At 64.1% G+C, this 20,796-nt stretch carries 21 protein-coding genes; 5 read left to right on the top strand and 16 right to left on the bottom strand.

Annotation, left to right across the window (positions count from 1 at the left end; genetic code table 11):
• Positions 1-99 precede the first annotated feature (99 nt).
• Positions 100-513, top strand: a complete 414-nt coding sequence (locus tag JO236_RS11285; RefSeq protein ID WP_293329581.1) for a PPOX class F420-dependent oxidoreductase — start codon at positions 100-102, stop codon at positions 511-513.
• Between the two features lie 237 nt (positions 514-750).
• Here JO236_RS11285 and JO236_RS11280 read toward each other — a convergent pair whose 3' ends face one another.
• The 8 genes from JO236_RS11280 to JO236_RS11245 form a co-directional block, all read right to left on the bottom strand.
• Entirely contained in the window at positions 751-1,299 is a 549-nt protein-coding gene (locus JO236_RS11280; protein ID WP_293329580.1) for a hypothetical protein, read from the bottom strand.
• Entirely contained in the window at positions 1,296-2,936 is a 1,641-nt protein-coding gene (locus tag JO236_RS11275; RefSeq protein ID WP_293329579.1) for an MCE family protein, read from the bottom strand. Before JO236_RS11275 ends, JO236_RS11280 begins: the two co-directional genes overlap by 4 nt.
• Positions 2,937-4,295 (bottom strand): MCE family protein, encoded by a 1,359-nt coding sequence (locus JO236_RS11270; RefSeq protein WP_293329578.1) that lies wholly within the window; start codon positions 4,293-4,295, stop codon positions 2,937-2,939.
• The gene (locus JO236_RS11265) at positions 4,292-5,755 is read right to left on the bottom strand and encodes an MCE family protein (protein ID WP_293329577.1); all 1,464 of its coding nucleotides are present in this window, start codon (positions 5,753-5,755) and stop codon (positions 4,292-4,294) included. The genes JO236_RS11270 and JO236_RS11265 overlap by 4 nt, the downstream gene beginning before the upstream one ends.
• Positions 5,752-6,849 (bottom strand): MCE family protein, encoded by a 1,098-nt coding sequence (locus tag JO236_RS11260; RefSeq protein WP_293329576.1) that lies wholly within the window; start codon positions 6,847-6,849, stop codon positions 5,752-5,754. Before JO236_RS11260 ends, JO236_RS11265 begins: the two co-directional genes overlap by 4 nt.
• The gene (locus JO236_RS11255; RefSeq protein ID WP_293329575.1) at positions 6,849-7,874 is read right to left on the bottom strand and encodes an MCE family protein; all 1,026 of its coding nucleotides are present in this window, start codon (positions 7,872-7,874) and stop codon (positions 6,849-6,851) included. The genes JO236_RS11260 and JO236_RS11255 overlap by 1 nt, the downstream gene beginning before the upstream one ends.
• Complete coding sequence (locus JO236_RS11250) at positions 7,871-9,151, bottom strand: MCE family protein (RefSeq protein ID WP_416362220.1); 1,281 nt, start codon at positions 9,149-9,151, stop codon at positions 7,871-7,873. The genes JO236_RS11255 and JO236_RS11250 overlap by 4 nt, the downstream gene beginning before the upstream one ends.
• A gap of 187 nt (positions 9,152-9,338) precedes the next feature.
• On the bottom strand, positions 9,339-9,779 hold the full coding sequence (locus tag JO236_RS11245; RefSeq protein WP_293329574.1) for an aldehyde dehydrogenase family protein: 441 nt from the start codon (positions 9,777-9,779) through the stop codon (positions 9,339-9,341).
• 55 nt (positions 9,780-9,834) lie between these two features.
• On the opposite strand from JO236_RS11245, the gene JO236_RS11240 reads away from it, so the two are divergent.
• The gene (locus JO236_RS11240) at positions 9,835-10,311 is read left to right on the top strand and encodes a hypothetical protein (RefSeq protein ID WP_293329573.1); all 477 of its coding nucleotides are present in this window, start codon (positions 9,835-9,837) and stop codon (positions 10,309-10,311) included.
• 16 nt (positions 10,312-10,327) lie between these two features.
• On the opposite strand, the gene JO236_RS11235 is transcribed toward JO236_RS11240, so the two are convergent.
• Positions 10,328-10,993, bottom strand: coding sequence for a GntR family transcriptional regulator (locus JO236_RS11235; RefSeq protein WP_293329572.1), 666 nt, complete (start codon positions 10,991-10,993; stop codon positions 10,328-10,330).
• 254 nt (positions 10,994-11,247) lie between these two features.
• Here JO236_RS11235 and JO236_RS11230 point away from each other — a divergent pair, with 254 nt between their 5' ends.
• The 3 genes from JO236_RS11230 (at position 11,248) to JO236_RS11220 (ending at position 13,992) form a co-directional block, all read left to right on the top strand.
• Positions 11,248-12,483 carry a cytochrome P450 gene (locus JO236_RS11230; protein WP_293329571.1) on the top strand — a complete coding sequence of 412 codons (1,236 nt, stop codon included), beginning with the start codon at positions 11,248-11,250 and terminating at the stop codon, positions 12,481-12,483.
• Between the two features lie 36 nt (positions 12,484-12,519).
• On the top strand, positions 12,520-12,729 hold the full coding sequence (locus JO236_RS11225; protein WP_293329570.1) for a hypothetical protein: 210 nt from the start codon (positions 12,520-12,522) through the stop codon (positions 12,727-12,729).
• 270 nt (positions 12,730-12,999) lie between these two features.
• Positions 13,000-13,992 (top strand): hypothetical protein, encoded by a 993-nt coding sequence (locus JO236_RS11220; protein WP_293329569.1) that lies wholly within the window; start codon positions 13,000-13,002, stop codon positions 13,990-13,992.
• A gap of 305 nt (positions 13,993-14,297) precedes the next feature.
• Here the strand turns inward: JO236_RS11220 and JO236_RS11215 are convergent, their stop codons facing one another.
• From JO236_RS11215 to JO236_RS11185, 7 genes are all read right to left on the bottom strand, one after another.
• Positions 14,298-15,035 (bottom strand): hypothetical protein, encoded by a 738-nt coding sequence (locus tag JO236_RS11215; RefSeq protein WP_293329568.1) that lies wholly within the window; start codon positions 15,033-15,035, stop codon positions 14,298-14,300.
• Positions 14,963-15,427: a hypothetical protein gene (locus JO236_RS11210; RefSeq protein ID WP_293329567.1), complete on the bottom strand. Its 465-nt coding sequence runs from the start codon at positions 15,425-15,427 to the stop codon at positions 14,963-14,965. The genes JO236_RS11215 and JO236_RS11210 overlap by 73 nt, the downstream gene beginning before the upstream one ends.
• Positions 15,428-16,388: 961 nt before the next feature.
• Positions 16,389-17,147 carry an SDR family NAD(P)-dependent oxidoreductase gene (locus tag JO236_RS11205; protein WP_293329566.1) on the bottom strand — a complete coding sequence of 253 codons (759 nt, stop codon included), beginning with the start codon at positions 17,145-17,147 and terminating at the stop codon, positions 16,389-16,391.
• 37 nt (positions 17,148-17,184) lie between these two features.
• On the bottom strand, positions 17,185-18,297 hold the full coding sequence (locus JO236_RS11200; protein WP_293329565.1) for an ABC transporter substrate-binding protein: 1,113 nt from the start codon (positions 18,295-18,297) through the stop codon (positions 17,185-17,187).
• Positions 18,282-18,674 (bottom strand): hypothetical protein, encoded by a 393-nt coding sequence (locus JO236_RS11195; RefSeq protein ID WP_293329564.1) that lies wholly within the window; start codon positions 18,672-18,674, stop codon positions 18,282-18,284. Before JO236_RS11195 ends, JO236_RS11200 begins: the two co-directional genes overlap by 16 nt.
• Positions 18,674-19,882 (bottom strand): cytochrome P450, encoded by a 1,209-nt coding sequence (locus tag JO236_RS11190; RefSeq protein WP_293329563.1) that lies wholly within the window; start codon positions 19,880-19,882, stop codon positions 18,674-18,676. Before JO236_RS11190 ends, JO236_RS11195 begins: the two co-directional genes overlap by 1 nt.
• Positions 19,883-19,999: 117 nt before the next feature.
• A complete protein-coding gene (locus JO236_RS11185; RefSeq protein ID WP_293329562.1) occupies positions 20,000-20,725 on the bottom strand; it encodes a FadR/GntR family transcriptional regulator in 726 nt (241 codons plus the stop codon).
• Positions 20,726-20,796: the final 71 nt, after the last annotated feature.

Here is a 20,796-nt window from a genome sequence, read left to right as displayed (position 1 = left end):
GTGGGCGCTGAAATGGATCGACCTCCAAGACCGTTGCCCATCGCAGAGCACTGCGAACACGCCGCGCACCGCGCCGTGACACCCAATGGAAGGAAAGGCATGGAACTCAACGAGTCAGCACGCGCATTCATTGGCCGCGGCGCCGACGCCACGCTGGTGACCATCAATGCGGATGGCAGCCCCCAGGTGTCGGTCGTGTGGGTCGCTCTGCAGTCCACGCCTGAGGGCGACGAGCTGGTCAGCGCGCACCTGACCGAGTATCACAAGACCCGCAACATCCGCCGTGACCCCCGCGTGGCTGTGACGATCCTGTCCAAGGATCACCCGGGGCAACAGACGCCGTATCTATCCGTTACCGGCTCTGCCCGAATCGTCGAGGGCGGAGCCCCCGAACTGCTGAGCGAGCTCGCCGAGGTCATGCTCGGGTCCAGCGAATACTTTCCGCCGCGCGACTCCCCGCCGGGCCTGCTGACCAGGATCCGCATTGAGAAGGTCGGTGGCTTTGGCGTTTAGGTGCCGCGAACTCACGCGATACCCAACCACTAATCGACTTTTCACCGACGCGCCGCGGAGCCACAAACCGTCGGATCGAAGGTTGCCCGAAACTTACCGATCCACAGGTCTTGACAATATCTCCGCCAAACCCACCATCCGACCACTACATCAGCAACGTGCTCGCTGTGTCGAGTCGGTGGTTCACGGTGAATACGTGGGTCACGGTCGGTTTGCCGTCGAAGAGGTACAACAGGGTCACCCGATCTTGGTCAGCTGGAACGGTATTTCGATGACTAGGGGTTTGTTGATGCCGCATCCCCCGCTGGGTCCGACTGTTCTGTCGACGCCGGTGAAGGTTGTCACGGCGGAAAAGCTTGGTGCGCCTGTCAACTGTGGTGAAAAGTAGAAGAGTTGGTCGCCGGGCGCCTCGGTGCCGTCGCCGCAGTGTTCCCAGTGGTCGAGATGGCGTTTGACGTACCACATTCCGCCGGCTTGGCAGGTCGCGGGTGCGCTCCATCCTTGGTTGCTTGCGACCTGTCCTGCGCAGTTGGGGAAGTCGGCGGTGCATGATGTGGTGGCGGTCCACGTGCTGACGGCCGGTGTTTCGTCGTGGAAGACGTCGTTGGTCTTGGCCCATGCCCCATCGGAGTGCGCGGCGAAGGTTCCGTTGAGTGGCGGGTCGCAGAAGGCTGCTCCGGCGTGCGGTGCCATAACTAACGTCGCGCCTGCGGCGGCCACCACAACTGTGGCTGGTAGTGCCCAGCTGGTGGCGATGCGAGATATCCGCGAGAGTTTGGTTTTCATGCGTATTGCCCCAGAATCAGGTCTTGCCACGTTTTGGCCGGCCTCCCAGTGGCCAAGTCGGATTGCCTGTAGCTCTGGCCGTCGGGTGTCACATAGCTTCCGCTGCCGGGGTCGTACTGGGCGAAGGCCAGCGAGGGCCGATGGCTCGACCCGGTGCTGTGCGACGCGCTTGGAGCTGCGGGCGCGACACCACCGGTGTCGATCGGCGGGATAGGTGCCGGTGACGGGGCACTCGTGGGCGGCGCGGGGCTGTTGGCGCCGTCGGGCGGTCCCGCAGGTAGCGGTGCCCCCGCGGGAGGCTGCTGCGGTGCTATCGGCCCAGGCGGCGCTCCCGGCGGTGTGCCTTCCACCGGACCGAAGAGGTGGTCGCGCTCGGTGATGCGGTCATCGGGCGGTATTCCTTGGGCGAGGAGGTTGGGATCTAGGGGGTAGGGCCCTAGGAGGTGTTCACGCATGGACAGGGGTTCGTAGGGTTTGTCGCTGTTGCAGATTTCTACGGTCGGTGCCCGCTTGCCGGGTTTGCCCATACACGGGTAGTTGCGGGCGCCGCGCACGGCCAGCGGGGAGTCCTGGGGCAGCTTGCAATACAAGTTTTTGGGGGTGTCGATCACGGTGGCGTCAGCCGGAGAACGCCATTGGTTGGGTGGGAGGAATCCGACTGTGCAGGATGGGGGGTCGGCGATGCTGAGTGTGAAGTCGCCTTGTCCGATGCCGGTGGGATTATGGTCGCCGGCTTCTGAGAGGAGGTTGGCCAGAAACGGCGGGAACAACACCAGCACCTGCTCGATATCGGGCCGGTAGGTCACCAAAACCTGGCCCAACGAGCTCAGGTTGGCCAGCAGCACCGGCAACGTGGGTTTCAGCTGTTCAAGCAGCCGTGATGCTTCCTCGGCGGCGCCGGGGCCGGTGCGCAGCAGGGTTCGCAGTTGCGGATCGTTGGTGACGAGCTGCCCGGTGAGCCCGGCCAGGCTGTGCGCCCAGGTGCGAAGGGCGTCGGTGGTGTCGGCCTGTGAATCCAGCAGTGGGGCACTGTCTTGCACCAGGTCGCGACTGTGGTCTGCTACTGCGTTGGCGTCGGCGGACACCTTTGCCGCGGAATCGGCTAGCGAGCCGAGCTCGTAGCCGGCGCCGTTGAAGGCGCGAAACGATTCGTCGAGTAGCTGGCCGAGCTTTCCATTGGGGATGCTGTCGATCAGCGCGCTGGTTTGGTTCAGCAGCGGCCCCACCTCTTGAGGGATCGTGATGTCGGCCGCGGCGATGACCGAGCCGTCATGCAGGTATGGCGGCGCGTCGTTGCGGGGCTGGAGGTCGATGTATTGTTCGCCGACCGCCGAGATGCTGCGCACGTCGGCGTGAAGAGCGGCGGGGACTTTGGGTGAGCTGGCAAGCGAGAGAGTGGCTTTGGCGCCGGTGTGGGTCACGTTGACCGCGGTGACCTTGCCGAGTTCCACGCCCCGGTAGGTGACGTTGGAAAAACGGTACAGCCCACCGGTGTCGGGTAGCTCGACTGTGACCGTGATGCGGCCCACGCCCAGCAAGGTGGGTGCCTGCAGATAGGTGACGACCATCACCACCAGCCCTATGATCGAGGCGAGGGTGAAGATCACCAGCTGAACACGTACAAGCCGAGTGAGCATCTATCGGCCACCTTCGTCCATCGGCGGGAACACCGGCGGCGGAGCGGAATTCGGCGCGGCGGGCACCGGGCCGGCAGGCGGCTGGGGTGCAGCGAGAAGTGGCAAGGCCGCCCACGGCGGCGGCTGAGTTAACCACAGCGGCACGCTTGGGATCGGCGGGCTGGAAGGCACGGGTCCACCCGGTGTGAGCCTCATCGGGCCCGCGGGCGCGGGCGGGGGTGGCACGGTGACACCGGTGACCGGCACCGACTGCACACCGACATAGAGCGGATTGTTGGTGTAGTACCAGTCATAACCGGGATCTCCCGGTGCGGGCACAAGCTGTGCGCCTTCAAGGCCCCACCGGGTGCCCAGCAGAGCGGTCTTTTTGAGTCTGGGTACGGTGATGTCTCCGATCGCGAACAGGTTCATGTAGTCGCCTTTGAGTCCGCGGTCGATGAGGTTTTGGCCGTAGGGAAAGACCAGGAATTCGACGAGCGCGTCGTCGATTCCGGGTCCGACATCAGCGAGGGCGCGCATCGTCGGTTCCAAGTTTTTCAGGTTTGTGACCAGGTCGGCTTGGGTGTCGTTGACCACGGCCGCCGCGGTATCGGCGAATAATCGCAGCTTGTTCAGCGCGTTGATGATGCGCGGTTTCTCGGCGATGAGCACTTCGAGCGCGGGCGGCAACTTGCGCAACGCCTCGGTGATCACGTCGCGCTGTGCGCCCAGTGTGGCGGTGAGCCGGTTGAGCTGTTTTATGGAGTCCACCAGGGCGTCGCGCTGGTTGTTCAGTACTGTCACGAAGTGATCGAGCCGAGTGATCAGGTCGCGCACCGCGGCTTGGTGTCCGGACAGTGCGGTGTTGAAGTTGTGGATGATGTCGCCGACCTGGCCCAGGCCCCCGGTGTTGACGACCGCCGACAACGAGGCCAGCGTCTGCTCGGTCGAGGGATAGGTCGATGACTTGCTCAGGGGGATGGTGGCGCCCGGTTGCAACGGTGCGGCCGCCGGCTGGTCGGCGGGCGGATCGAGCTCGAGGTGCATCGATCCCAGCAAGCTGGTCTGCCCGACGGTGGCCACCACGTTGGCGGCGATGACGGTGCCGGGTTTGACGCGGATCTCGACGTCGGCATGCCAGCTTTGAAAGGTCATCTTGCCGACACTGCCAACGATGACGTCGTGGATCATCACCGGGGAATTGGACTCCAGGGTGTCGACGTTGGCGATTTCGACGTGATAAACGTTGGCATCCGGACCGTTTGCGACGGCGCCGGGCAGCGGAAGCGAGTTCAGCCCGTGGAAGGCGCAGCCGGTGACCGCCAGGACCGTCAGGGTGCCCAGGCCCAGCAGGGTGCGCGCGGGTGAGCCGGCGGTCATGACGGTGGTGTTACTTCGATCGGCGGCTGTTGCCCAGGCGGACCGGGCGGTGTGGGCGGTCCCTGCGGCGCGGCCGGCGCGGGGAGCAGCATGTTCTCCACGCTGGGCGGTGCGGGAGGGGGGGCTCCGGGATACAGCGCCGGATAGGGGAATGCCGGCGTGGGCGCGTAGAGGCCTGGCGGTGCGGGCGGTTGATTCCAGCCCGGTGGTGGGGGTTGATCGCCGTTGAGTCCGGTATAGGCCGACACCGCCGGCGGGGGTTCGGTCGTGGCGGGAGCTACGCCGCCGGGGGCCAGGCTGGGGTCGGTGTAGATGAGGTTGTGCGGTGCTGGTGCCAGATATGGGTTGAACGGGATCGGCATGTTGTTGAAGTTCAGCTGACGCAGCGCAGGACCGAGGTAGAGCCCGCACAGCTTCGCCGTCTCTGGCGCTGTGGTGTTTTCGACCGCGCCGATCGCCGCGCACAGGAATTGCGTTGGGCTACTGAAGTTGTTGAGCGAGACCGATCCGAGGATGGTTCCGGTGTCGGGGTTGTAGTCGGCGTAGCCGTTGGCCACCGCTGTGCCGGCGACGTGCAGGAGTTGTTCGATGTCTTGGCGGTGCGCGACAAGGTTGCTCGTCACATCAGCCAGCTGCTGGATTTGTTCGCTTGCCTTATCGCGGGTCTCGGCGACGAAGCGCTGGACCTCGCCGACTGCTTGCGACAGGTTGGTCAGTGCCGCGTCGAGGTCGGATCGGTTGTTGTTGAGAACACTGGTCAGGGTGGCGAAATGGTCTTGGAATTGCACGATCTGTTGCTTGCTGTCGCGAAGCGCGGTCACGAAGGTTTGGAGGTTCTTGATGGTGTCGGCGATGTTGCCGCTGCCGTCGGCCAGGATCCGTCCCACCCCTGAAAGCTGGGCCAGCATCTGGCGCAGCTTGTCCCCGTTGCCCCCCAATGCGTTGGCTGCGCTGTCGATAAAACGTGCGATCGAGGGTGTCGAGACTTGGCTGTTGGGTCCCAACTCTGTTGCCAGCCTCATCAGTTGGTCTTTGACCTGATCCCATTCCACGGGCACGGCGGTGCGTTCGCTCGGGATCACGGCCCCGTTGGGCATGGTAGGACCCCCTGAGTTAGGGCCGCTGCGTCGGTATGCGGGGGTCAGTTCGACATATCGTGCCGAGATCAGGTTGGCCGCCACGATCACTGCTTTGGCATCAGCGGGGATGGGGACGCCATGGTCGACGGTGAAGGTCATTTTGACTTGTGGGCCCTGGGGCTGGACGGAGGTGATGCGCCCGACTTTGATCCCCGCGACGCGCACGTCGTCGCCGGGGTAGATCGCTGTCGCTGACACAAAGTAGGCGCTGATTGTTGTTGGCCGCCAGGCGGTTTCACGTAAGATGAGCAGGGTCGCGGCGCCGATCAGCGCGACCAGTACGGCGGCAACGACCCGGACAACCCGGTTGCGCGTGATCATTGACCGCCCCACCGTTCGCCGGGTTTGGGAATTCCGTTGACCGGGAAGGGTATTTCGGCGCGCGGCCCGGCGTTATCAGGTGGTTGGCCTGCGTTCGTCCCCCTGCGGAATCCGAACGCATAATCCAAAAACGGTTGCAGGAGTTCGGGCATACCCAGATTGGCGATCATCGCCTGGTAGTAGGGGCCGCTGGACACCAGTTCGCCGGAGGTCAGTTCGTATTGGGCTAACGAGGGTAGGGATTTGGCGATGTTGTCGTTGTTTTTTTGCAGCACGGCGATCACGGCGTTGAGTTTGTCCAGGGTGGGCGCCAGTTTTGCTTCGTTGTCGTGGACTAAGCCGGACAGTTGTTTGGCGACCGCCGAGGTGTTGGCGAGCAGCTCGACGATGGCCCGGCGCTGGTCTGTGAGGACGTTCACCAGATCGTTGGCGTCGAGGAGCAAGGTGTTGACCTGGGCGCTGCGCGCTGAGAGGACGGCGCTGACCTCGCGGACGTTTTTGAACAGCTCACCCAGTGTGTGGTTGCGGGCGTTGAGAGCTCGCGACAGCCGAGTGACCCCATCGAAGGTCGGGCCCAGTTGGGGGGCGATCGTATCGATGGTGGCCGATAGGGTGTCCAGGGATTGGTTGAGTGTCTGGGTGTCGGTGCCGGCGATGTCAGTGGTGAGGTCACCGACCGCCTCGGTCACCGAATAGGGCGAGGATGTGCGTGAGGTCGGGATGACATCCAAGGGGCGCAATCGGGCTGCGCCGGCGGACTCCAGTGTCAACACCCGCTTTCCCAGCAGTGATCCGGTGCGGATATGTGCGGTGGTGAGATTTCCCAGCACCACCGTGCCTTTGATGGTGAAGCGCACGCGGGCCTGGCCGTTGTCGAGTGTGACATCGGAGACGCTGCCGACTTTGATGCCCGACACAGTGACATCGTTGCCGGCGTCCAGTCCCCCGGCTTGGCTGAACAACGCCTGATAGCGGATCGCGGTGGCCCACGACACCAATTGCTCGGGCCGCAACCCCACAGCGATGACGAGCACCATCAAGACGACCCCGATGAAACCGGGCTTAATGAGTCTGGGCCCGCGATACTTACCCATCAGTTGTCGGCGCACCTTCCGGTCTGTTGCCGAATCCAGGGAAACACCGCGGTGGCGCCCTGAAGGTCAGTCACGCGGATCTGCACCCCGCACAGGTAGTAGTTGTAGAAGCTGCCGTAGGCACCCAGGCGCACCAGCTTGCGCAGGTTGTCGGGTTCGCGTTGCAGTCCGGCGTCGATGTGGTCTTTGTGCAGATCCAGCTGGGGGACCAGCCGGTTGAGTTCGTTGATGGTGCCGGCTAGCGGTGTGCGGGCGTGCGCGAGAAGATCTGCCAGCGAGGCGGTTCCGTTGTCCAGAGATTGGATAGCCGCTCCGATCGGGTCACGATCGGCAGAAAGCCCGGAGACGAACCGCTGCAAGCGGTCCACGGTGGCAGAGAACTGGCCGCCGCTGCTGGACAGCGTTGCCGCGACCGTGTTCAGGTTGTCGATCAGTTGCTGCACGACCTGATCGTTATCGGCCAAGGCATTGGTGAACGATGATGTGTTGGCCAGCAGCGACTGCAGGGGCTGGCCTTGGCCTTGCAACACGTACAGCAGCGATTGCGTCAAGGCATTGACGTCTTGGGGGTTAAGGCCCTGGGTCACCGGTTTGAGCCCGCCGATCAGCAGGTCGATGTCGAGCGCCGGTGCGGTGTGGTCGAGAGGTATCTGTGTGCCAGGGCCCAGGATGCGCGTCGAGCCGGGTCCGTCGGCCAGCTCGAGGTAGCGATCCCCCACCAGGTTTAGGTAGCGCACCGCGGCTTTGGTTCCGGTGGTCAGTACCACGTTGCGATCGGCGTCGAAATCCACCACCACGGTGCGGTCACCGCGCAGGGCCACGCTGTTGACGGTCCCGACTCGGATTCCGGCCGCGCGCACCGAATCACCAGTCTTCAGTCGTGACGCGTCGCTGAACACCGCGGAGTAGGCGGTGGTCGCGCCTCCGCGGTACTGGTTGAAGATCATGAACAAGAAGGCGGTCAACGCGATCATGACCGTTGCGAAGATCCCGAACTTGACCAACGGGGCGCCCACTGGCCTCATCCTGGCTGCCCGACCTGTGCGCTGTTGCGCGGCGGCCCGGGTAATGGCCCGAACAACCACGTCTTGAGGCGATCAGAGTTCAAGAGGATCCCCTCGTTTCCGTAGCGCGACGGGTTGTAGCCGACGTCGGCGACGACGTAGGGCGGGCGGGCCTCGTAGGGGACGTTGGGCAGGCCCGCCACGCATTGCGGGCCGCCGCTCGCGGCGACTTTGGGCAAGTCTTGGGGATAGCGGAAACGTTCGTGGCCCAGCGTGAAGCTCGCGTCGACCATGGCGCCGGGCAGCACCGGGTTGGGCTGGTAAGCGGCCAGCACCAATCCCCCCATCATGCAGTAGAGGGCCTGGTTGTATTTGTTGGTCAGATCGGTGGTGGGCACCAGCAGGTGCACGACATCGCTCAGTGACTGCCGGTTGGTGGCCAGCACGTCGTGACCGATCTCCGCCAGCCCCGTCGCGGCGATCAGCAACGCGTCTAAGTTGTGCTGCTCGTCGACAACGGTCTGGCTGATCCGGTTGGCGTTCGCGACTGCGGTCAGCAGATCCGGGGCGGCATCGGCATAGGCGCCGAGCACTCTGGGTGCGACCGCGAGCTCGTGGTCCAGAGTCGGTAGGCTGGGGTCCAACTTCGCCAGGAATGCGTCAAGATCGGAGAGCATTTGGCCGATCTCGTGCCCGCGGCCATCGACTGCTGCCGCGATCGCGCCAAGTGTCTCATTGAGTTTGGCGGGGTCCAACTTCGACAGCACCGCCACGAGCTTTTGAAACACTGTGTTGATCTCCACGGTGACCTGTCCCGCGTCGAACACTTGGCCGGCGTGCATGGTTTCTGGTGACGGCCGCGCCGGTGCTAACAGCTGAACGAATTTCGCGCCGAACACTGTGGTGGATGCGATGTTTACCCGCACGTTGGCGGGAATGTATTGCAGCGAAGCGGGATCCATCGCCAAGTGAAGGATCGCCCGACCGTCGGGCAGCGTCTGCAGAGAGGCCACCCTGCCGACCTGGACGCCGTGCAACTTGACTTTGGCGTCCGGATTCATCACTAACCCGGCCCGCGGAGACACCACCGTCACCGGCACGCTGGAGCTGAAGCCGCCACGAAACTGCACCGCGGTGATCGCGACGACCGCCGCGATCACCGCGATGGTGGCTGCACCTGCTAAGGCCTGCCAATAGCGTTGCCTTTCAGAGCGTTTGCCACGGGACGGCGCTTTGGGTGGCGCGACAGGGCTGTGGCCGTCCGCAGGTACGCCGCTAGCTGGTGGGAAGCGCGCCACTGTGACCACCCCCGATCACTTGCGGCCCGCGGCCTGATCGCAAGGTGTGGTGTCGCCGTGCCTGGTGGGGCCCCCGCGCCCGTGTCGGCCAGCATTGCCCACAGCGAGGGCGGTTTGGTGTTGCCCCCGCCGTTGCGGTGGCGCGAATTGGGCTGCCCTGCATGGTGTGCCGTCCTCCCCTACTTGCTCAGGTATCCGCCGTCGATGGGCAGCGCGAGGCCGGTGACGTTGCGCGAAGCGCCTGACGCCAGGTACAGGGGTGACGCCCGGCATGTTCGACATAGGCGTTGATCAGCATGACCGCGGCAAACGCCTGACCCGCTTGGCTGAAGCCGATCGGTGAGCCCATCTCCGCGGTGATCACTGTCGCCATCTCGGGCACTCGCGGTTGATAAGCCGCAGCGAGCGCGGCGAGATAGTCGGCGCGGCCGCCCGGCGTCAGCTGCGGCCATTCGCCGTGATCGAACGCCTCCCGCGCCGCGGCGACGGCACGATTGACGTCGGCTGCAGTCGCCTCTGGAGCGCGGGCCACAACCTGTTCGATGTGGTGCGACATCACCTGGATCGCGCCCGCACCAGCTGGGGCCACCCATCCCCCGCCGATGAACAGTCGGTCGTAGCTGCGCACCTACTTGCCTCCCTCAACCCGGAGCAGCTAGAGTATTGCAGACATTCTACGTTTTGTGGAGGGTGACGGGGAATATCCCAAGGCGGGCGTTCGTTGCGCCGCCCTCGTTGGCCAAATACTCCTCGCGGGGTGGATCGCCAGCTCGTACGGACAAGGCCGCGAATTCTGGCAGCACGTCGCGAACGAATACGATGACGGCACCATGGTGCAGGCCAGCTTCGCCTATGGCCTGACGGGTGGCGATTCGCCATGGTGCACGCCGAGGCGGGCGCGTTTCACTGCCACCGATGTCCACGCACGACCAACCGCGTGCGCCAATAGGTTTCCTGAAACGGTGAATTACCGGTTTCTCGATCAGTCACGGAAATGGCGCATCGATGCACCAGGTGAACGCCCAACGCTGATGCCCAGTGCGTTGATCGGTGCAGACGGGACGTGCCAACGAGACGGTGATCGAAGAATCGTGCACTACAGCCTTGGCAACAGCGACTGGTGGACCGACGGCCGCGCCCAGTCCATCCTGCGTGCATAAGCCGGCGAGAACGCCGTTACGCGGGCTGCTCTGGGTCGCGGCGCTCAAATGCTGACACCAAAAGACGCAGGCATTCGGCCTGCATGTCGTCGTGAGCCGCGACGGCCCGCTCGCCGTCGTGGGCGCGCACTGCCTTAATCACAGCGAGCGTGCCCAGCCTGCTGACCTCCAGGGTCTCCGGCACGACGTCAAAGATTGAGTCGACGGCCATGGTGCGGACACGACGCAGCGTGCGGGCCACCGCCGGGGCGCTGGCGGCCTCGAACAGCACGTCCAAGTAGGCCTCACACAAATCCCACACCGCCGCCGCGTCTTTGGTGGCGTCGAGTTGTCTTGCGATGTCTGCTAATTGGGTATCGAGTTCAGGAGTAAGGCGGCCAGCGGCCCTGCGCGCCACCAGACCGAATATCAAATTCCACACCTCGGCGTTGTCGCCGATCGAGGTCTCGATGGGCAGCACTCGCCCACCGCGGTGCATCTCCATACGCACCCAGCCCTCTTGTTCCAGAATTACCAAAGCTTCGCGGACCGGCACCCGACTCACCCCGAGTTGTGCGCCGATATCTTCTTGGGTGAGCCGCTCGCCGGGGCCGATCTCGCCGGCGATGATCTGGCGCCGAAGATGATCGGCCACCAACTCGCCGCTGCTGCGACGCTCCAGGCGCCGCACTGCCTGGGTCATCGGCTCAACTCCTTCACCACACTTACTCCTTCCGTTGGCGCCGGCGCCGAATCGCAGACTGTTTACACATTATTGCGCGCGGTTGGGGTCGACTTCCTTGCGGACGCGTCGCCGAGGTGCCAAACTGCACCAGAATTGCAGACAATCTGCATTCTTATGAGGGGTTTGACAGTGGACGTGTCACCGAACGAGGGGCGCAGACAGTGCCAGGACCGGCGACAAACGCGAGAAGACGCCCAGGCGAGGGCACATCGGTGAGCGAGCGCGACGAGCTGGTGGCGCCCAACCCACTCGACGACGATCCCGACCAGCGCGCCGCCGCTTACCGGGTGATGCGCACGCAGGGAGAAGTCGTGCCGTTCCCCGGGTTGGATGGGATCTTGGCGGCGGTCTCCTACGACTCCGTAGCGAGCGGACTCAATTCCGTCAACGACTTCGGCGGCAGCGCGGGCCAGGAGCAACTCCCCGAAGAGGACAAACACATCGCGGCTATCAGCGAACCGCGACATGGGAAAGTCCGCAAGATCATCAACTCCGTAGTCGCGTTCCACAAGAGTCAACGCATCGAGCCCTACCTCGGTCGGCTGTGCGACAACCTCATCGACACCATGCTGACCGAGGCCCGAGACGCGGGCAATCAAGGCGTTGACCTGGTCGAACATCTCGCACGGCCCATCCCCCCCGCTGCGATCACACGGCTCCTAGGCTTCCCTGAATCCGACGCCGGGCTGTTCGTCGACTGGATACGAGAAAGCGGCGAGCGGTTTCAGGAGGCGGCAGCGTCGGGGCGCAGCATTGCCATCGCCGACAGCAACCCTCAGATGCGTTATCACGTGGACACCCGTATCGCCGAGCGCCTCGCGGAGCCGATGGATGCGTGGCCTAACGATGCACTGAGCCGGTTTTTGTCGACCGAGGTCGACGGGAAGCGCCTGGGCCTGCGCAGCATCCGCGCCCAGATCATGTTCATCATCGGCGCCGGCACCGATACGACGCGCAATGCCATCGGCAATCTTTTTTACCGGCTTGGTCATCACCCACAGACGTATGCCGCGTTGCGCTCTGACCCCTCGTCGGTCGATGCCGCGGTGGAAGAAGCGCTGCGCATCGATGCGCCTGCGCAGTTCATGGTGCGGACCTGTCGGCGCCCTACCGAGCTCGGCGCTCGGCCCATCGAGCCGGGCCAGACGGTGTTCATGTGTATCGGTGCTGCCAATCGTGACGAATCCGTGTACCAGGACCCCGACGTATTCGGTGTGGACCGCGGTTCCCGCGATCACTTGTCGTTCGGGTCGGGTCGCCACATCTGCCCTGGAGCAGGGTTGGCGCGCATGGAGATCCGTATCGCGTTGCGCGCCTTCCTGAGTCGGGTCGTCAGTTTCCACATGGCTGATCCGGTGTTTCATCCGATGCCGGTCGCGATGTTGTTGGGACCTCAGACATTGCGCATCGTCATCGATGAGGAAGCCCCGATGAAGCCGCGTCAGTGAACGAACGCATGCTGCAAAATACGGATCGAAAGCCAGATGTGGTGGACGCTCAGCAAAGATGCCGCGCCCGCAGACTGGCCCTACGGCGATGGCTCCTGGAGCATCAAGATCGAGGGCGACCCCGGCATCGAAACCCGCATCGATGCCCGCACCACTTTTGACGCCCAACAACCCGATGTGCTCATGACCGGGCACACGCCGTCAACGCCATCCCTGCGGTCGTCGCAGGTTCCGTCGGCGTGCTGACCCATCTGGACCTACCCCTGTTCACCGGCGCCTTTTCAGGCTGACCATGTGGCCCGTCGAGCTATGCGCCGTGGGCGCTCCCAGCCACATTGCGTAACACCTTCTACCGCAATGCCTTACCTCCGACCGCGGCGGCCGTCTGGCGGCAACGACATGACAGCAATGCCTTGTGCCCACACTGCCGCGATGCCAGACTCATATCAGAATCGCAGACAATCTGCAAAAGTACGGGCGGCCGTTGCCGCCCCGGATGACCGTTAGGAGCCGCGATTGCTGGATCGCGTTGAATTCGACGTCTCACACGAGCCGGCGTCGCTGGATCACTATAGGCGGGACTGGGTGCCGGGCCCCGGAGTGGGTCTGGCCGGGATTTGGTACGGCGCAGTCGTCAGCGACGGGTCCTCACAGGATTACTGGGGAGTCCGCGGAGCGGACGACTTCGTCGTCGGCATGACCCATGTGGTGTCGCCCATTTGCGGATTCCGCTCCTTGCAGAAGACGTTGAACGCTGACGCGGCCCACTTGTTCAGCGAGTACGCCTCCATCGACTGGTATGAGCCCTACACCTACACCGCCACAGCTGACCTCATCCAGTCGAACTACTTCAGCGGCCGTATCGAGCGCGATATGCAGGGTTGCCACTGGTATGACGCCAGCGGCCGCTGGGAGATCCACGGCACACCGATCAGCGATGTGGTTGTGACCCATGTGCCGGTCCAGGCCGGGATCGACCATGAGGTGTATTACCGCCACGAACTTATGCACGCGCGCGGAACCATCGGCGGTGTCAAAGTGTCGGGATATGCGCATCAGGACTTCGCCTACGGCCCACCGGGAATGGCCTATACCGAGTTACCGATCGTCCGCCAGCTCCAGGGGATGTGGGTGTCATGGATGCACGAATACACCGATGGAGAAGTCGGAGGCGGCAGCTTCTGGCAGGGCCGAGACGACCTACAGTTCGGGCCCGGCTACCACGTCAAAGGGGGAGTGACCACGGTTCACGACGACATCGTTGCCTTGCCGAGCTTTAATGCCAGCGGCAAGATCATCGCGTTGAAGGCTCGCATCGGCACCGATTCCTACGACATGACCTTCGACACCAACGGTAGTCCCGTGCACGTTTTCGGGCAGTTGACGAACAACTCTTCGGGCAAACAGGTAGCGCGAAGCTGGTGCTGGGTCGAATACGCCGGCGGGATGATCACGCCAGAGCTTCTAGACTTGGCGTTGCAACCCTTCCGGCTCGCCCGCGGAGCCTGATGGGGCGGAACCCCCCGAGACCGCCCCGCCAGTTAGTCCGCATCATGCCCACCCACCTCCGGTGGGCTTTTGCCGGACACAGGACTGCCGACGTGCGCAGCTACCCTTGTAGGCGGCGCGGCGATCGGCTCCCAGGGTCACGGTAAACCAGCGACGCTGTGCAGCCCCACATCAATCACGAAACGTACACAGCACGCCGCCCAGCCGTCGTGACCCTCAACCTCGTTGGTACCGGGGGCGATCATGGTTAATCGCGGGGCGAGAAGCCATGGGGCCGGGCCCGGGTGCCCTGGCATCGCACCGCCTCAGACCGGGTCGAACGCGGAAATCAGCCATCTGCCATCAGTCTTCGTGAGACCGACGCGAACAGCGCTCGCGGCCACGATCGGTTCGGGTTTGTCCTTGCTCATGGTGGTCTGGTCGATAAAGGTCAGAACCACCGCCGAATTGGGATGTAGTTCTAAAAGGGCAGCGCGGGCCACGACAGCAGTGGTCTGAACGTGATGCTCCTTGGCGGCGGGGGTCACAATCTGGCGGGTGAATTTGTCGTAGTAGCCCAAAAATTCACCCGTGAGATGTGACTTCGCGTTGACGAGGTCGTGTTCGAGGGTGTCCGGGGCATACGACAGTAGGGCGACCGAGCCTTCGGACGCGGCCTTGATCGCGTCACGCGCGGCAGCGTCGGTGGTCTGATGATACGGACGGTACTGCAAGAAGAATACGCACGCGGCTACGGCAGTGGCCCCTAGGATCAACAGCCCCAACAAAATTGATCGCCACAACACCAGGCATCGGCGCAACCAACCGGTGCTGACACCGAGTCGTGGTCGGCGTGTGGTTGTTCTCTCGCCGGACTTGTCGTATCCGGATCGATCGTCGACCGCGTCGCGCGTATCCATCCCAGCTGCAGGCTCGTCGGCCTCAGCATCGGGCGTCTCGACGTCGCCGATATGCGAGTCCTGTTCGGCCGTCATGGCACAAAGTCGACTTTCGCTATCTTGAGCTGCCCGCCATCGCGGGCTACGGTCACGCTGAGCCGCCACGAGCGCGGCTCATTGTTGGCACCGCTGATGTTGGTGACGGTGGTTTTGACAGCGACCAGCACGACCGCTGAGTTATCGCTCATCGATTCAACCGCGGTGGCATTCACGGTGGCGTTGCTTACCGCCTTGGCGTCCTGCGCGCCTTTGGCGAAATCATCAGCGGTCGCTTGGAAGTTCTTCTTAAAGTCACCGGTGGAGTTGTCGATGATTCGCTGCACGTCATCTTTGGCGTGAGTGAAGTCAAGCGACATCAACGAGACAACACCCTGGCGGGCCGCCGCGGCGAATTCCGCGCTTCGCTGCCGCTGCTGCGATATCCGGCGGTCCAGCGCGATCATGTAGCCACTAGCTCCCAGCAGTGCAATGCTCAGCACAATCATCGTGGTGGCCACGATCGGCCTCCACCTCAACCGTGGCCGCCAGCGCCGCGGCGAACTGGACGTGGACGTTGACGACGCGCCGGCGACTGCCGCTTCCTCGGTCCCACCGCTGCCCTCGCCCGTGCCGGTCACCTTCTCCGCGTCAGCGACCTCGATGTTAGGGAGTCCGTCCGCGCCGCGTGCCACGTCGTGGACATCGGTCTTCTCCTCGCTAGCCTCGCTGACCCCGTTACCAGTGTCGGGGGGCTGGCGCGCCGTGCCTTCGCCGGCCCGCTGGGCGATGAGCTCGGCCTGCCGGCGCAGTCTTGTCGCCCGAGCTCGAGCCGAGGCCGCAGCTGCATGCGCCTCAGCCGCTGCGGCCTCGGCTTCGGCCACTTCGGCCGCGGCCAACGCCTCGTTAAGCCCGTCTACAAGCGTCGGCGAACCTTGCCCGTGTGGCGCCGCTACCACCTCTTCGCTCCCGTAGCCAGAGGAAGACCCGTTGTCATTCGATCTGGGTCGCCGCCGTGCCGCAGCGAACAGGTTCATGCCGAGCCCCCATGGCTGGTCTCGGACACCGTAGTGCAGGACTGCAACTTGCTCGCAACACCTTGCCGCCGTTACCCGGAAGTAGGTGATCGAGTAGCGAAATGTCGCACGACCCTTTGACACCGACGAATGGCTCGCGGACATGCTGCTCGAGTACATCTGCAGTGATGTGGGCGCCGTCTTCTAATACGACAAATGCCAATTGGTCACCCAGTTGCTCCATGCCAGCGCGTCCCCGATTCATCGATGCGGCAAGGATCTGCACGGACCCTGCACACCCCACCCTCAAAGTCAACAGTATTGCAGACATTCTACAAAATGAAAATACTCTGCAGGATGCAAGGCACACCGTGCTCACGCGTCTGATGATCCACCTCGAAACTGCGAGCGCACCACGAACGTCTTGATAGACGCTGCCCGCGGCGGTGCGCACCAACGGCTCCGGCTACTTGCGCATGCCCCCGCTGACGGCGATGTCATCTCCGGTCACAAAGGACGAGGCGTCGCTGGCCAAATAGAGTGCGGGGCCGACGATTTCGCCAAGTTCCGCGACGCGATGCTGCGGGTTCATGTTGGCCAGCATATCCAGCGAGCCCGGGTAAGCCCGTTCGGCCTCGAGGAGCATCTCCGTCGCGAATGGGCCGGGACACAGCAGGTTGACCCGCACACCCCACGCCGACCACGTGTTTGCCATCGAGACAGTGAGGTTGCGCAGCGCCGCTTTGGACGCGCCGTAAACCACCGAGCGCGGATGGGACGGGGAGTAACCCTCCATCGATCCGACATTGACGATACTGCCGCCGCCGCCCTCGCGCATTACTGGCGCAACGCATTGGCTAATCCGCAGCGCGCCCTCCACGTTGACGTTAAATACCTTCCGCCACAACTCCACCGACACGCAGTTGACGTCCTCTACGGCGGGATTGATCCCGGCATTGTTGAACAGCACGTCGATGCGTCCGTAGTGCTCAAGTACAGCGCCGACGAAACCGGGTGTGGCCTTCCAATCGCCGACGTGACACGCGATTCCAATTGCCTTGCCTCCGGACGCCCTGATCAGCGCCGCGACTTCGTCGCAGCGGTCCTGCTTTCGGCCAGACACCACCACCGCAGCGCCTGCCCGGGCCAACCCGGCCAGGATGGCCCGGCCGATCCCGCGGGTGGAGCCGGTGACGACCGCGACGCGGCCCGTCAGATCAAACATTTCGCCGGGATGCTGTTGCGCCACAATCGAACTCCTGTCACAGCGTCGCCTCGACGAGACCTTCGATCGTGGCGTGCAGAACCGATCTGCTGCCGTCGACCAGCACGCGGCGGGCCACCAGGAACTCGCTGCCCACCCATCCGTGCCGGATGAACTTGCCGAAGCGCAATCGCGTCCCCGGTGCTCCGCTGGCGGCCGGAAGCATTTTGATGCGCTCCAGCGCCTCTTTGACCGCGGGGCCGCTCAGCGGGCGTGCGGTGGCCAGCGCGGTCATCATCAGCCGGCCGACGTCGTAGCAATAGACCGGGAAGAAGTACGCGGGTCGCCGGCCGTACCGTGCTTCGAATCGATCCAAGAACTCCTGTGCGACGACGTTGCGTTCGTCGTACTGGTCCAGGCCGATCCAGCCGGCGAGCTGGTGGCACCACCAGTCCGAGGTGGCGGCGAATTCGAAGGCCGTGGTGGTGTAGCGGCGGGGCATCCAGCCGATCGCCTCGAGCGCCTCGTTCATTCCGATCAGACCCAGACCGAATCCGACGTGCATCAGGGCGTCGGGTTTGTCGGCCGCCAGGGTGGCCATCGCGCTGCGCTTGTCGGCCTCCACCTGAGGTATCGCCACTTCGGCGTTGATCGTCAACCCGACCTGCTCGCAGGCGAACCGCGCGGTCCTCAGGTACTCGCGACCGATCAGGGAATCCTCGAAGGCAATACCGGTGGTGCGGCAACCGTCCAGGGTCGCCACCGTGGCCATGATAATGGGCTCTTCCTCCATCGAACCGGCGGGTAGCCCAAACACCCACTCCCCCAACATGCTTTCCGAGGCACCCATCGTGATGGTCGGCACCTCGGCGGCCTTCTCGACATACGGTCGCAGCGCGACGCCGTTCTCGGAAACCCACGGACCGAAGATCACGAGGACGTCTTCGGCCAACAGCTCGTGGAACGCATCACGAACCGCACGAAAGGACCCATTGGGCAGGCCCCGCACCGCTCGCACGACAAATTCGACCGGCCGCTCGAGGATGCCGCGCTGCAGATACTCGTCGGCGACCAGCTGCAGCGACGGCAGAATCGTGTCATCAAAGGCGCCTTCGTCATTGACGTAGTCGATGAGCAGCCCGACCCGCGCCGGAGTCACCTGTGCGGCCATACGTGTCCCCCGGTAATCGAAGCGGTCTTGGCCAGATCCACGACACCGGGCGCCGCCGCCATGACGAATTCGATGGCGTGCACCGCATGCATGGCCGCTGCCAAGCAGCCCATCCCGGTGCGATCCCCGCCGGCGGTACCCAGCACGAGGTTGCATCGCAGCGTTAGGGCGCCGTCGAATTCGATCTCATAGCCTTCGCGGGTGGACCACTCGGGGGCGACCTCGTCGTCGAGCCAGGTCACATGTTGGACGACAATGGTGACCTTGTCTGGGTCGTAGACTCGCACGCCGACAAGTTCCAGGGCGGGCGTGTCGATTATGGCTCGCAAAGCGAGCCGCCCGGTGGTGCCGGTGGCCCACTGCGCGACCCGGGCCATCATGACCACGACAGCTGCAGATCGGGGACGCACCGAAGTGGCGGCCGGTAGCGCACCTGGTAGCCGGGAGCCAAGGTGTATTCCGGTATACGCCGGTGCCATTCGTGTAGCGCGATCCGCAGCTCGCGGCGTGCCAGGTGCGATCCCAGGCAGCGGTGTGCGCCGCCGCCGAACGCCAGGTGGCGGTTGCCGGCGCGATCGAACCGGACCGTGAGCGGTTCGGCGAATTCGGCGGGATCCAGATTGGCCGCGCTGAGGTTGACCAGCACATGATGCCCTGCGGCCACGACCTCGCCGCCCAGACGGGTCTGCTCTCGGGCCCACCGGACGACCATCGGCACCGGAGTCTCCCACCGCAGCAACTCCTCGACCGCGTGCGGAATCACCGCCGGGTCGGCGACGATTTCGCGGCGGCGGTCCGGGTTTTGGGCGAGGTAGGCCCAAAAGCAGGTCAGCGAGTCGGTGACGGTGTCCAGCCCGGCCGTCAACAGCACGAAACAGGTGCCGAGTGCCTCGTCACGAGACATCGCACCCTCAGGCACGCGATCCTCGTCGGGTCCGACAATGGCCGACAGGACGTCATCGCGCGGGTTGGCCTGCCGGTCGTCGAGAAGCCGATCAAAATAGGCGTAGACGTGTTGCGCGGTCTCGCGCTGAATTCCGGTGCGCTGTTCGGCGGTCGACTCCGACGTTCCCGGATGCAACAGTCCGTCACGCATCCGAACCAACGTCTCAAGTTCCTCCCAGGGCAGGCCCATCAGCCCCAGGAACACCGCGGACGGAAACAGCTCGGCGAATTCCGTTGTAAAATCGCATGATCCACGGTCGATGAAGGCGTCGATGAAGTGATTGGCCCGCTCGGCTATGTCGGCTTCCTGGGCCTCCATCCGGCGCGGCGCGAATAGCGGATCAAGCAATCGTCGGTAGCGTCCGTGATCGGGTGGGTCGACGCCGAGCGGGATCAGGGGCCGGGTGTTGCCCTGCTCGACCAGGTCGGCTGAGGAGAACACCTCCGGCTTGCCGAGCGTTTCGGTGGTCAGTTCCCGCGAGGCGACCATGACGCTCCCGCCCAGGCCCACCACGACCTGCTGGGCCAACGCATGGTTCGTTGGGTGCGGGTCGGCGGCGGAAAGCGACGAGCCGCCGGCACCGTTGACAAAGTCGAACCTCGAGATGGGCGCGTTGGCTCTTTTAGTGTTGGTGCTCAATCGCTTTCCTCTGGAAAGGCTGCGGCGCCTCGCGCCTTCGGCTCAACCTACCCCACCACCAAAGGAAACGTCCACACATACCTCTAGAGGTTTATGATGCGCGGACGCTGGCAGCGCCTAACGGTGGTGATTGAGCTCGATCAGGGCGCCGGCGCGCTTACCGAGCAGGGTCCGGCGCAGCCGTCCCATGTGCGCATTCCAATGGGCCTGCGCTCCTTCCCCATCGCCGGCTTCGATCAGATCGGTAAGCATCTCGTTGGCGCGAATGTTGCGACGCCACGCGGCCTGCGGTTCTTGCCCCATACGTATTCGTACGTCCGCGACTGCCCGCGTGATGACCTCGTTGAGCATTTCGCTGATAATGATCAGCGTCTGGTTGCCGGCCAGGTGGACAATGTCGCTGTGGAATTTGACCATGGCGTTGGTGCACGCCAGCGGGTCATGCACCGTGCGCTTTTGCTCGACGATCACGTCGCGCAACTGCGCTACCGCCCGCTGGCGGTGACGCGAGGTGGCAATCATCCGCGCCGCCGCCGGCTCAATCACCGCGCTGGCTTCGAAGACGTCGGCCAGCGCGACGCTCCGCGATTGCAACACCAGGGCGGCCGCGCGCGCGGTCATCCGCTGGTCGGGACGGTGGACCATGACCCCGCCCAACGCGCCGCGAACGACCGAGATCAGGCCTTCGGCCTCGAGCATCCGCAGGGCTTCGCGCAACGACGGACGCGAAACGTCGAATCGTTCGATCAGTTCGGCCTCGGTGCCCAACAGGTCGCCCTCGTCGAGACCTCCGGTGATGATCAGCGCGCGCAGCTCGTCGGCGATTTGTTTGGGCTTAGCCACGCCACCCCCTCTGCCACCCGGCCGCCGGCGACGACACCGACGTACGGCTTACAAATGATACCTCTAGAGGT

The organism is Mycobacterium sp., assembly GCF_019247635.1.
In the GTDB taxonomy this organism is placed as follows: Bacteria; Actinomycetota; Actinomycetes; order Mycobacteriales; family Mycobacteriaceae; genus Mycobacterium.
The sequence above is the reverse complement of the archived record's forward strand: the minus strand, read 5'-3'. Positions and strand labels throughout refer to the sequence as shown.